This is a genomic window from Elusimicrobiota bacterium, from assembly GCA_041660925.1.
Lineage (GTDB): Bacteria > Elusimicrobiota > Elusimicrobia > UBA1565 > UBA1565 > JBAZUV01.
This window is the reverse complement of record JBAZVI010000001.1, coordinates 69,394-81,310: the sequence shown is the minus strand read 5'-3', so window position 1 is coordinate 81,310 and position 11,917 is coordinate 69,394. Positions and strand designations below refer to the sequence as shown.

The 11,917-nt window shown below is 70.2% G+C and carries 8 protein-coding genes; 5 read left to right on the top strand and 3 right to left on the bottom strand.

The window, feature by feature from the left end; all coding sequences use genetic code 11:
- Positions 1 to 2: 2 nt before the first annotated feature.
- Entirely contained in the window at positions 3 to 2,435 is a 2,433-nt protein-coding gene (locus WC969_00325) for a site-2 protease family protein (protein ID MFA6028272.1), read from the top strand.
- 11 nt (positions 2,436 to 2,446) lie between these two features.
- Positions 2,447 to 3,961, top strand: coding sequence for a hypothetical protein (locus WC969_00320; GenBank protein MFA6028271.1), 1,515 nt, complete (start codon positions 2,447 to 2,449; stop codon positions 3,959 to 3,961).
- Positions 3,962 to 4,001: 40 nt separating this feature from the next.
- Here WC969_00320 and WC969_00315 read toward each other — a convergent pair whose 3' ends face one another.
- From WC969_00315 to xdh, 3 genes are all read right to left on the bottom strand, one after another.
- Complete coding sequence (locus WC969_00315) at positions 4,002 to 4,463, bottom strand: PilZ domain-containing protein (protein MFA6028270.1); 462 nt, start codon at positions 4,461 to 4,463, stop codon at positions 4,002 to 4,004.
- 125 nt (positions 4,464 to 4,588) lie between these two features.
- A complete protein-coding gene (gene arcC / locus WC969_00310; protein MFA6028269.1) occupies positions 4,589 to 5,530 on the bottom strand; it encodes a carbamate kinase in 942 nt (313 codons plus the stop codon).
- 63 nt (positions 5,531 to 5,593) lie between these two features.
- The gene (gene xdh / locus WC969_00305) at positions 5,594 to 8,164 is read right to left on the bottom strand and encodes a selenium-dependent xanthine dehydrogenase (GenBank protein ID MFA6028268.1); all 2,571 of its coding nucleotides are present in this window, start codon (positions 8,162 to 8,164) and stop codon (positions 5,594 to 5,596) included.
- A gap of 142 nt (positions 8,165 to 8,306) precedes the next feature.
- Here xdh and WC969_00300 point away from each other — a divergent pair, with 142 nt between their 5' ends.
- The 3 genes from WC969_00300 to WC969_00290 are packed head-to-tail and all read left to right on the top strand — an operon-like array spanning position 8,307 to position 11,854.
- Positions 8,307 to 10,541 carry a xanthine dehydrogenase family protein molybdopterin-binding subunit gene (locus tag WC969_00300; protein MFA6028267.1) on the top strand — a complete coding sequence of 745 codons (2,235 nt, stop codon included), beginning with the start codon at positions 8,307 to 8,309 and terminating at the stop codon, positions 10,539 to 10,541.
- Positions 10,525 to 11,010 (top strand): (2Fe-2S)-binding protein, encoded by a 486-nt coding sequence (locus tag WC969_00295; GenBank protein ID MFA6028266.1) that lies wholly within the window; start codon positions 10,525 to 10,527, stop codon positions 11,008 to 11,010. Before WC969_00300 ends, WC969_00295 begins: the two co-directional genes overlap by 17 nt.
- Positions 11,000 to 11,854, top strand: a complete 855-nt coding sequence (locus WC969_00290; protein MFA6028265.1) for a xanthine dehydrogenase family protein subunit M — start codon at positions 11,000 to 11,002, stop codon at positions 11,852 to 11,854. The genes WC969_00295 and WC969_00290 overlap by 11 nt, the downstream gene beginning before the upstream one ends.
- Positions 11,855 to 11,917: the final 63 nt, after the last annotated feature.

The window sequence follows — 11,917 nt, the reverse complement described above, 5'->3', positions numbered from 1 at the left end:
GCATGAACATGAAGAAGTCCATCGCATCGCTCCTCGTCGCGGCGCTCCTGATCTCCATCCCGGGCCCGGCCGTCCAGACCGCGCTCGCGCAGAGCGTCCAGGCCGCCCATGTCTCGAACGCCGTCGTCGGCGGCATGCCGGTCGGCGTCGCGGGGGTCCAACTCAAGACTTTCGACGCGACCAAACCGGGGGCGAACCTCTCCCTCGCCGTCCTGCCGACGCTGAACGACTCTCCGAAGCTCGTCGTCCCCGCGGCGTCGGTCCTTTCCGCGGCCAAGGGAACGGAGGCCACCGCGGCGCTCCCCGCCGCCGTCCTCCAGGAGCATCACGACCTCGGGAAGCGCTACGCCGAACTCTCGACCTACATGGAGGAGGCGCAGAAGGCGGACTCCACCTGGGATGGGGCGATGGCCTCGACCCAGAAGGAGCTGCTCGCGATCGCGGCGCGCGTCAAGGAGCTGGAGACCCTCCAGCCTTCTCTGCGTGAGAACGCGCCCGGCACGATGAAGCGTCTCTTCGCGAGCATCAAGACGTTCGTGAACGCGCGCCGGGCCGTCGAGGACCCCTCCGGGGCGTTCGACAACGCCGCGCAGGAGAAGAAGGCGGAGGCCGTCCGTCTCGAGGGAGAATTCCGGTCCGCACTTTCGCGCGTGCAGGGGCTGACGGAAACGAACGGGACGCCCGACGCGAAGGACATCGCCGCCGTCCGGGACCTCCCCGCTCGGATCGAGCGCCTGAAGGCCGCGCCCGCGGCCGTGACGGGCGCCGTCGAGGCCAAGAGCTCGTGGAGCTCGGCCATCGGCCGCGTCGCCTGGGGCGCGACCTTCGGGGTCGCCCTCAAGAGCATGATCGGAGGCATCTTCGTCGGGCTCGCCGTCGGTCCCACCACGATCGCCTTCAAGGTCTTCGCCGGCTCCCTGCTCTTCTGGAGCATCCTCGGCTCCATCGTCCTCCATGAGATGGGGCATGCCTGGACCGCCGAGAAGCTCGGCGACATCACCCCGCGCAACTCCGGTCAGCTCACGCCGAACCCGCTGCGCTTCACCGGACCCATCGGGGCGACCATCCTGCTCGTCACCGGCCTCATGGGCTTCCCCGCCGGCGGCTTCGCCACCAACCCCCAGCAGAGCTTCGACAGCCCCGAGAACCGCAAGGCGACGGGCCTGGTCGCCGTCGCGGGGCCCCTCGTCAACCTCGCCATCGGGCTGCTGAGCGTCGGCCTCATCGTCGGGCTCAAGACGTTCGCTCCGGGTCTGGTGGCCATGCCCTGGATCGGCGGGACGCTGCGCATCCTCGTCATGAACGCCATCATGAACTTCGCGCTCATGCTCTTCAACCTCATCCCCTTCGGCCCGCTCGACGGGCAGAAGGTCCTCACGGGGCTCGTCCCCGAGAAGTGGCATAAGATCATCGAGAAGGTCACGATGTGGACCGGCATCCTCCTGCTGGGCGGGATCACGATCTACTACCTCGGGATGAGCGCCCACACCGCCGTCACGCAGGGGGGAGCCGGCACGCCCTTCGGCAACACGGGCAGCGCCTTCGTCATGGCCGTCACCGCCAACGGCGTCGCGCTGTGGCTGGGCGCGGTCTGGCCGGCGATCCGGGACTTCTACCGCGGGATCGTCGAGCGGGTGAAGGAGGCGAAGATCCTCGCGAAAGGCGGGGTCGCCCTCAACGTGACCATCCCGATGATGCTGGGGAAGGCTCCCATGGGGGTGAACGTCCCCATGCGCTTCGCGATCCCCTGGTCGTGGAAGGAGGGGGGGATGACGCGGGAGGAACTCTCCAAGAACGACTACCTCGTCGCGGGAGTCCCGGACCTGCTGGCCCTTCCCGCCGAGCAGCGCCGCGTGCTCCGCGCGACCGACGGCGAGGCCCTCGCGCTCGACGACAAGTTCGTCGAGGACGTCCGCGTCGGCCGGCTCCTCCTGCTCGTCGCCAAGGACCGCTCGTTCCACATCGCCGTCCCCTCCGACGTCCTCGGCGGGACCGCCGAGGTCCTGGAGCTCGTCGAGACCGGCTGGCTCGCGTCGATGGGGGATGGCCGGCGTCTGCTCAAGCCCGCGGAGATGAAGCTCGTCATCGGGCTGAGCAAGCTGGTCGGGACGCCGATCTACGAGATGGGCTTCGCGCCCGACGCCGAGCATCCCTCGCTCGCGCGCTACGCCCGGACGGAGCACGGCATGGCGTTCTTCCTGCGCGAGGACGTCATCGCGGCCGTCGCCGCGGCGCCGGAGAAGGAGCGCGCGGAGATGACGAGCGCCCTGCAGGCGTACCTCCTGCTCATGATCCTCTCTCAGACCGAAGGCCCGGGTAAGCTGACCTGGATCGAAGCCGAGCAGTCGTTCTTCCGTTCCCATCCGGCGTTCCGGGCCTGGGCGGCGCCGGAGCGCCTGTCGGCGCCGGTCGTCGTCGAAGCGTCCGCACGCTGAGGGCCTGAAGCATGCGCGCGACGGCCGTTCTCGCGCTGTCCTGGGCCTGCGCCGTCCTCCTCGCGGCGAGCGCGGAGGCGGCGCCGGCCGGACGGCGAGGGATCCTCGAGGTCGAGTTCGAGCGCTGCCAGGCGGAGTATCGCGCGCCGTACGCCGCGCACTACGCGCTCGACCCGGACGCCTGGGCCGGGTCCTGCAAGGCGCGTCTCGAGGCGCCGGACATCCTGGCCCTCGCACAGCATTCCTGCCGTGCGCGCTACGACGAACCCTCCATGTTCCCGCTCGGCCTCTCGCGGGAGCGCTGGGACGCCTTCTGCGGCGACGCCGCCGCGACGCTCTCTCCCGAGCAGTTCCTGGCGGACGCGCTCAAGGCCCATATCGCCGTCCCTCCCTCCGTCACGGCGGGCGCCTTGGCGCTGCGCCGTCGGCGCGAGCTCGAGCGCATCGCCTCCCTGGACCCGAAAGACGCTCCCGCCGCGCTCGCCCGCTTCTTCGACGGCGCGCGCGTGCCGGGGGAGGAACCCCTCGCGGTCGATGCGGGCGGAGCCTCCGCTCCCCGACGCCGCGGGAAGCTCGCTCCGGCGGCCCCCGCGCGCGACAAGGAACAGGCCGCCGTCCTCGAGAAGATCGCCGGGCTGGAGGCGCTGCGCAAGGAGGACGGGACGCCGCGGCACGACCCGCGGACGATCGCCGCCCTGAGGAGCATCGTCGCTCCCGTCTCCGGGCGCGGACGGCCCCAGACGCCGGGACTGACGGCCTGCGCCGACGCCTCCCGCGTCGTGGAGGCCCTCGAGCGCGGCGTTCGCGTCGAGTGGACGACCGACGGCGCGCGCGACGAGAACTACATCCACGAACCCCTGCGCAAGGCCTTCATCAACGTGCGCGGTTCCGACGGACGGGCGCTCTCCCCTGAGCAGCTGGCCGGCCTCCTCCTGCACGGTGTCGGGGGGCATGCGGACGCTTTGAGCCGCGGCGGCGGGACCAACATGCTCGTCAACGAGCTCGACGCCTGGTACCTGCAATACCGCTATTACGCCGACGTCCATCGCCGTCTCGACGAGGAGACGCGGGCGCTTCGGCGGGACCTGCGGCGCGCGCGTGGAGCCGCCGCGAAGACGCTCACCGTCGCTCTGAAGAAGGCGGAGGCCCGGCGGGACGGCTTCCTGGAGTCTCATTACGCGAAGTCGCTCAAGTTCTTCGAGGAGTCTCCGGAAGCGTTCGAGCGGGATTTCGTGGGGCCGTACTACCGCTCGGAGCTCGATCCCGGGCTCGTGACGCCCGCGCAGCAGCGGACCGTGCTCCTCGAGCTGCGCGGAAAGGGCGCCCGCGCCGTCCTGAACCGGGTGCTGGGCGTCTTCGGGCTGACGCTGACGGCCGCGGAGATCGACGCGAAGCTCAAGGCGCTGGAGCTCGACGAGCGCCTCGAGTGGGAACGGGTCCGCTCAGACCGGCTCTGGCGCGCGCGGATGCGCTCGGACTGCCTGCGCGCCGGCGGCAAGGACGCCGCCTCCTGCCTGGTTCGCTGACTCGGAGCTCCAGGGAATCCCCCGTTTGGGGATTCCCTGCCTAGTTCGAACCGCCCAGAAGCCGCATCTCCTCTTCGTCCTCGGCCGGCTCCTCCGTCGCGACGGGGGCCGGCGCGGGCGCCGCGGCCTGAGCGGGTGCCTTGACGCGCTTGCGACCCATGTAAGGAGGAAGGATCTGAGGCGTCGCCGGTCCCGCGCGATGGACCCAGAGTCCGTGCCGGAAGGTGCCGTCCTCGAGCGGAAGGATGTTGACGACCTCTCCCTGGATGTCGATGCCGTTGGGCAGCCGCAGGTGAAGGACCATGCCCTTCTCGTAGCGGACGCCGAGCCGGACGGCGGCCCCGCCTTCGGAGAGCTCCACGAGGGCTCCTCCGGGCTTGAGTTCCCCCGCGGGGGGACCCTTCAAGGGGACGTTCGCCGGGGTGCGGTCCGTCTTGCGCCTTTCCTGCTTGGGTGCGGTAGCCGCCTTGCGGGCGGTGCCGGCCTGGGGGAGTGTTCTCATGCCATGATGATAGCCGGAGCGCACTCCGCCAGACAGGGACTTCAGGGGGAAGGGTGCGATGTCGTTCGGTCTATCCGGCCCGGTTAGGGACCGCGGCCGAACGATAATGAGTTGGTTCTCAGGACCTACGGCACGACGTGGGTCCCCGTCCCTCCGGCGATCGCCTTCTCGAGGTTCTCGGGGTTCGTGATGATGGCGCGCTTCCCTCCGCCCTCGAGGAACTCGACGATGGCCTGCATCTTGGGGAGCATGCTGCCGGGCTTGAAGTGGCCTTCCTTCATGTAGCGCCGGACCTCCGCGAGGGTCATGAGGTCGACCGTTCGCTGGGTCGGCTTCCCGAAGTCGAGGCAGACCTTCTCGACGCCGGTGGAGATGACGAAGAGGTCGGCCTTGAGCTGGCGGGCGAGGAGGCTCGAGGCGAAGTCCTTGTCGATGACGGCCGCGGCGCCGACGAGGTCCCCGTTCGGGCCCTCGACGACCGGGATGCCCCCTCCGCCCACGGCCACGACGACGAGGCCCCTGGCGAGCAGTTCGCGAACGGCGTCGAGCTCGAGGATGCGCCCGGGGCGGGGGGAGGCGACGACGCGTCGCCAGCCGCGTCCCGCGTCCTCGACGACGTCCCAGCCGTCCTTGGCGCGCCGCATCTCGGCCTCGTCCTTGGACATGAACGAGCCGATGGGCTTGTTGGGGCTCTTGAAGGCGGGGTCGGCCTTGTCGACGAGGACCTGGGTCACCACGGTGGCCGCCTGCTTCTTCATCCCGTTGCGCTTGAACTCGTTGTAGAGCGCGCGCTGGATGTGGTAGCCGATGGCGCCCTGGGTGTCGGCGCCGCAGGAGTCGAGCGGCACCATGTGCAGCTCCTTGCTCGCGAGCTCGGAGCGGCGCAGGATGAAGCCGACCTGCGGGCCGTTGCCGTGGGTGATGACCACGTCGTAGTCGTGGCGGATCATCTCGGCGATGTGCTTGCAGGTCTCCACGCAGGCCTGGTACTGGTCGGGCACCGTCTGGTGCTCCTTGTCCGTGATGAGCGAGTTCCCGCCGATGGCCACAACAGCTATCTTTCCCATTACATTCTCCTCATTGCCTCCCTCCCCCGCGGGGAAGGGCCGGGGCAGGGGGGCTTCCCCTTGTTATTTCTTCCTCTTCAAAGGTAGGGACCGTCTGCGCACCCCGTCGAACCTGGCCAAGGCGTTGGCGACGGCGCCGGCCGTCGGCACCAAGCCGATCTCCCCGACGCCTTTGGCTCCGTGCGGGCCGTGGACGTCGGGGACCTCGACTCCGATGACCGTCAGCTTCGGCGTCTGGTGCGCCCGCAGGATCCCCAGGTCGCGCAGGCGCGTGCTCTTCGGGCGTCCGCCCTCGAGCTCGAGCTCCTCGCAGAGCGCGTAGCCCAGGCCCATGTGGAGAGAGCCCTCGATCTGGCCCTCGAAGAGGGTGCGGTTGACGATCTTCCCGGCATCGTGGGCGGCGACGATCTCCCGGACCTCGCCCTTCTCGTCGAGGTGGACGACCTGCGAGGCGTAGCTGTAGGAGTAGTGGGTGCAGACGGGCTTGCCTCCGGTGTCCGCGCCCGGCTTCGTGGACCAGTCGCAGACCCAGGTCCCCGGATAGGTCAGGCCGGCCATCTTCGCGAGACCCTTCTCCTTCAGGTCCTTCTTGAAGGCCTTGCAGGCGTCGATGAGCGCGTGCCCGACGAGGCTCGTCGCCCGCGAGGAGGTGGTCATCCCGCAGGGGACGTCGTCGGCGGTGTCGGTGCGGACGCTCACGAGCTCCGGCGGGAGGCCGGTCTCCTCGCAGAAGGTCTGCACCGCGACCGTGTGCACCCCCTGTCCCATCTCGGTCCAGCCGTGGTAGAGCTCGATGCGCTCGGGCGAGCGGACGAAGATCTTCGCGTTGCCGACGTCGTTCATGCCGTTGCCGATGCCGCAGTTCTTGATCCCGCAGGCGAGCCCGGCTTTCGGGTCCTTGTAGAACTCCTCCTGGACCGCCGAAAGGGTGGCGCGCACGCCGACGCTGCGGTCGAGGATCTGGCCGGTGGCGGTGGCGCGCCCCTCGGTCAGGGCGTTCTCCCAGCGGACCTTCCAGCGGTCGAAGCCGCCCTTCTCGCAGAGCTCGTCGAAGGCGCTCTCCATGGCGAAGGTCGCCTGGTTGGCGCCGAAGCCGCGCATCGCGCCGCAGGGAAGGTTGTTCGTGTAGACGGCGACGGCGCGGATGTCCACGTTGGGGACGTCGTAGGCGCCGGCGGCGTGCCCGCAGGCGCGCTCGAGCACCTTGCCGCCGACCGAAGCGTACGCGCCGGAGTCTCCGACGATGCGGGCTCGCAGGGCGAGGAGGCGGCCCTGCGCGTCGCAGCCGAGCTTGTACTCCATGCGCAGCGGGTGGCGCTTGGGGTGGAGGCGGATGCTCTCATCGCGGGTGATCGCGGTCCGGACCGGCTTTTTGAGGAGCCAGGCGGCCAGGGCGGTCTGCCCCTGCACCGACAGGTCTTCCTTGCCGCCGAAGCCTCCGCCGTTGGGGACGAGGACGACGCGGACCTTCGCTTCCGGCAGGCCGAGGAGCTTCGCGATCTGCTTGCGGTCCTCATAGACGCCCTGGGTCTGGGAGTAGACGCGCAGTCCGTCCGCGTCGGGCTCCGCGAGGCAGGCCTCGGTCTCGAGGAAGGCGTGCTCGACCAGCTGGGTCGTGTAGACCTGCTCGACGATATGGGCGCATTCCTTGAAGGCCTTCTCGACGTCGCCCTTCTTCGCGACGGAGACCTCGAGCTCGTTGCCGGCGGGATGGACCTTCGGGGCGCCCGGCTCCAGCGCCTTGAGCGGGTCGAGGACGGGCTCGAGGACTTCGTAGTCCACCTGTATGAGCGCGGCGGCCTCGCGCGCGAGCTCCCGCGTCGCGGCGACGGCGACCGCGAGCACGTCGCCGACGTAATGGGTGGTCTCGCCCTCGGCGATCAGGACGGGCCAGTCCTTCACGATGAGGCCGACGACGCGGTCCCCGGGGACGTCCTTGGCCGTGAGGACGCGCTCGACGCCGGCGAGCTTCAGGGCCTTCGAGGCGTCGATGCGCCGGACGACGGCGCGGGGGTGGTCGCTGAAGCGGAAGGCGGCGTGGAGCATGCCGGGGACCTTCAGGTCCGCGACGAAGGGGCGGCGGCCCAGCACGACGTCCTTGATGTCGTACTTCGGGAGGCGGCTGCCCCATTTCCCGGTCTGCTTCGGGACCGGGACCGGCTTGCGGGTCCGGAGGGCCTCGGCGGCGAGCAGGATGGAGTCGATGATCTTCACGTAGCCGGTGCAGCGGCAGAGGTTGTGCTGGAGCGCTTTGGCGACTTCCTCGCGGGAGGGAGAGGGGTTCGTCTTGAGGAGCGCGTCGGCGCGCAGGATGAAGCCCGGGATGCAGAAGCCGCACTGGGAGCCGCCCTTCTGGGCGAAGGCCTCCGCGAAGGCCTCCTGCACGAAGGGGTCGAGGCCTTCGATGGTGACGACCTCGGCGCTCTCGAGCCGTCCCATCTTCGTCGCGCAGGCGAGCGTCGCCTTGCCGCCGACCTGCACGGTGCAGGCGCCGCAGGCCGCCTGGGGGGAGCAGCCGTCCTTGGCCGAGGTCACCCCGAGCTCGTCGCGCAGGTGGTGCAGCAGCGAGCGTTCGGGGGAGCCGCGGTACTCCCGGGGCTTCCCGTTGAGCGTCCAGCGGACGATGGTGTCCATAGGCATCTCCGTTTTTCCTCACTGTCCTCCCCCGAGGGGAGGGCAGGGTGGGGGGCATTCTCCCTCCCCCGCTCCTTCACCGAAAGGTAGGGGGAAACAACGCCCGCTTCTCCGGCTCCGTTCTTATCATATAATACCAAGGATGGCCTCCGTAGGAGCCGACGTCCCGCGCAAGGAAGGGCCCGAGAAGCTCGTCGGGGCGGCCAAGTACATCGACGACTACGAGCTTCCCGGCTGTCTCTACGGCGTCACCGTCCGCTCCTCCATCCCCCACGGCCGCATCAAGCGCATCCACTACGCCCCGCACTTCCCGTGGGCCGAGTACGTCGTCGCCGTCGCCAAGGACATCCCCGGCCGCAACGTGGTCGCCTGCATCGACATGGACCAGCCGCTGCTCGCGGCGACGGAGGTCCGGCACCCGATGGAGCCCATCGCGCTCATCGCGCACCCGGACCGGGCGCGGGCCTATGAGGCCCTCCAGCACGTCACCGTCGAATACGAGCCCCGCGTGCCGGCGCTCACCATCGACGAGTCCATGGCGCTCAAGGCGCTCGTGCGCGAGCCGGACAACGTCTTCAAGGACATCCTCATCGAGAAGGGCGACCTCTCCACGGGCTTCGCGCAGGCCGACCTGGTGGTCGAGGGCGAGTACCTCGTGCCCCACCAGGAGCAGGCGTACATCGAGCCCAACGGCGTCGCCGCCTGGGTGGAGAAGGACGGCACCCTCACGGTGCTGGGCTCGCTCCAGTGCCCCTATTACGTGCACAAGGCCCTCCAGGAGGCCTTCGGCCTCCCCGCCGAGAAGGTCCGCGTGATGCAGGCCGTCACGGGCGGCGCCTTCGGCGGCAAGGAGGACTTCCCCTCGGTGCTCGCGGGCCACGCGGCCCTGCTGGCCTGGAAGTCCGGCCGTCCGGTGAAGATGATCTACGACCGGCCCGAGGACATGGCGTCGACGACCAAGCGCCACCCGGCCCGGGTACGCCACCGCACGGGCGTCTCGAGGGACGGCCGGCTCCTCGCGCAGGACATCGAGGTCTCCATGGACGGCGGGGCGTACATGACCCTCACCCCCGTCGTGATCTCGCGCGGCGCCATCCATGCCGCGGGCGCCTACGACTGCCCCAACGTGCGCATCCGCGCCAAGGCCTTCGCGACGAACACCCCGTCCAACGGGGCCTTCCGCGGCTTCGGCGCCCCGCAGACCCTTTTCGCGGCCGAGCTCCACATGGACAAGCTCGCCGAGGCCCTGGGGCTGGACCCCGTCGAGATCCGCCGGCGCAACGTCCTGCGCGTGGGCGGGGTCACGGCCACCGGGCAGACGCTGAAGGACAGCGTCGGCGCCGAGGACGTCCTCGAGGCCTGCGCCAAGCGCTCCCGGTTCGACCGGCGCCGCAAGGAGTGCGCGGCCTGGAACCGGAAGGCCGGCGCTCCGACCTGGCGCGGCATCGGGTTCTCGCTCGCCTATCACGGCGGCGGCTTCACCGGCAGCGGCGAGGACTACCTCGCCAGCAAGGCCGGGGTCGCGCTCGACGCCGAGGGGCGCCTGCGGGTCCTGGCGGGCTCCACCGAGATGGGCCAGGGCGCCTCGACGGTCTTCGCGCAGATCGCGGCCGACGCCTTCGGCGTGCCCTACGACTGGGTCGTCGTCCAGCAGCCCGACACCTCCAAGGTCCCCGACAGCGGTCCCACGGTCGCCAGCCGGACGACGATGGTGGTCGGGCGCCTCGTCGAGCGCGCGACGCGCCGTCTCCGGGAGGAGTTCGTGAAGGCGGTGGGCCCGGTGCCCGCGTCCCGGCCCGCCTTCCGCCGGGCCGCGCTCCGCTTCCTCGCCGGGGCCCCGTCGCGGGAGTCCATCGTCCAGTACGAGCGCCCTCCGGGCATCGTCTGGGACGACAAGACCTATAAAGGAGACGCCTACGGCTGTTTCGCGTACGCGGCCCTCGCCGTCGAGCTCGAGGTGGACAAGCTCACCTTCGAGGTCCGCGTCCGCAAGGTCTGGACCGCGCAGGAGATCGGGACGGTCGTCCACCCGCGCTTCGCCGAGGGCCAGATCATGGGGGGGACCCTGCAGGGACTGGGGTACGCCCTTTTCGAGAACCCCGTCTACCGCGACGGCGTCATGCGCAACCCCCATTTCACCGACTACATCATCCCGACCGCCGTGGACGCGCCGCCGATGGACGTGCTCATCCTCGAGAAGCCCTACGCCTACGGGGGCTTCGGCGCGAAGGGGCTCGGAGAGCTTCCCATGGACGTGCCGGCGCCGGCCGTCGCCTCCGCGCTGCGGCAGGCCCTGGGCCGCTGGTTCACCGAGCTCCCGGTGCTCCCCGAGCGGATCTGCAAGGCGCTCACCGAACCCCATGAACATCACGCTTAAGGTCAACGGGAAGAAGAGGACCTACCGCGGCGAGCCGTTCAAGCGGCTCATCGACGTGCTCCGCGAGGACTTCCGCCTGACCGGTACGAAGGAGGGCTGCGGCGAGGGGGAGTGCGGCGCTTGCACGATCCTTCTCGACGGAGCTCCCGTCAACAGCTGCCTCATCCCGGTCTGTCAGGCCGACGGCCGGGTCGTCGAGACCGTCGAATCCCTGGGCACGCTCAAGCAGATGAGCGCTCTGCAGAAGGCCTTCCTCGAGGAGGGCGGGGCGCAGTGCGGGATCTGCACGCCCGGCATGCTCATGTCGGCCGCCGCGCACCTGCGCGCGGGCGGGAAGACCGACGAGGCGAGCATCCGCAGGGCGCTGGGCGGGAACCTCTGCCGCTGCACCGGCTATCAGCACATCGTCGACTCCGTCCGGAAGGCCGCGAAGGCCCTGGGCGCTTCCGGGAGGCGCCGTGCGCGGTGACCCGAAGACGGTCTTCGTCCTGCGGCCCGCCGACCCGGGGGAGGCCGTCGAGCTCTACGGCTGCAACCCCGACGCGGTCCCGCTCGCCGGGGGGACCGACCTCCTCGTGGGCTTCAACGCCGGACGCTTCAACGGGAAGAAGGTCCTCGACCTCTCCCGGCTCTCCGCCTGGACGCGCATCGAGGCGGTGAAGGGCGGCGTGCGCATCGGCGCGCTCGTCACCCACTCCCAGATCGAACGGCACCCGCTCGTCCTGCGGCGCCTGCCGCTGCTCGCCGAGGCCTGCTCCACGGTGGGGGCCATCCAGATCCGCAACCGCGGCACGCTCGGAGGCAACATCGCCAACGCCTCCCCGGCCGGCGACAGCTTCCCGGCGCTCGCGGTCTACGAGGCCTCCGTCCACGCGGTCTCCAGGGAGGGGCGCCGCTCGCTGCCCGTGCTCGACCTCTTCACCGGGGTGAAGAAGACCGCGCTCGGCCCCGGGGAGCTCATCGAGGTCGTCGAGGTCCCTTTCCCGAAGCGCGCGCCCGACGCCCGGCTCTTCCGCAAGGTGGGCAGCCGCCGGGCCCAGACCATCTCGAAGACGGTCTGCGCCGGCCTGCTCTGGCTCAAGGGCGGGAAGGTGGAGGAGCTGCGCTTCGCCTTCGGCTCGGTCGCGCCCACGGTCCGGCGGCTGAAGAAGATCGAGGCCTTCCTCGCCGGCGGCCGCCTCACCCGCGAGCGCGTCGAGGCGGCCTGCGCGCTGCTCGGCGACGACATCTCTCCCATCGACGACCTCCGCTCGACCCGCCAGTACCGGCTCGAAGTCTCCCGCAACCTCCTGCGCTCCTTCCTCGCGCGGTAGTCCTCCGACGGGCTCCCCGTCCTTGGAGACCATGCGTTAAAGTCACAATGCCTTATACTTGAC

Bases quoted from the DNA above. Each gene is read 5' to 3' on its own strand.
- WC969_00295 (MFA6028266.1), top strand. From the start codon at position 10,525: ATGAACATCACGCTTAAGGTCAACGGGAAGAAGAGGACCTACCGCGGC.
- WC969_00325 (MFA6028272.1), top strand. From the start codon at position 3: ATGAACATGAAGAAGTCCATCGCATCGCTCCTCGTCGCGGCGCTCCTG.
- xdh (MFA6028268.1), bottom strand. From the start codon at position 8,164: ATGGACACCATCGTCCGCTGGACGCTCAACGGGAAGCCCCGGGAGTAC.
- WC969_00320 (MFA6028271.1), top strand. From the start codon at position 2,447: ATGCGCGCGACGGCCGTTCTCGCGCTGTCCTGGGCCTGCGCCGTCCTC.
- WC969_00300 (MFA6028267.1), top strand. From the start codon at position 8,307: ATGGCCTCCGTAGGAGCCGACGTCCCGCGCAAGGAAGGGCCCGAGAAG.
- WC969_00315 (MFA6028270.1), bottom strand. From the start codon at position 4,463: ATGAGAACACTCCCCCAGGCCGGCACCGCCCGCAAGGCGGCTACCGCA.
- arcC (MFA6028269.1), bottom strand. From the start codon at position 5,530: ATGGGAAAGATAGCTGTTGTGGCCATCGGCGGGAACTCGCTCATCACG.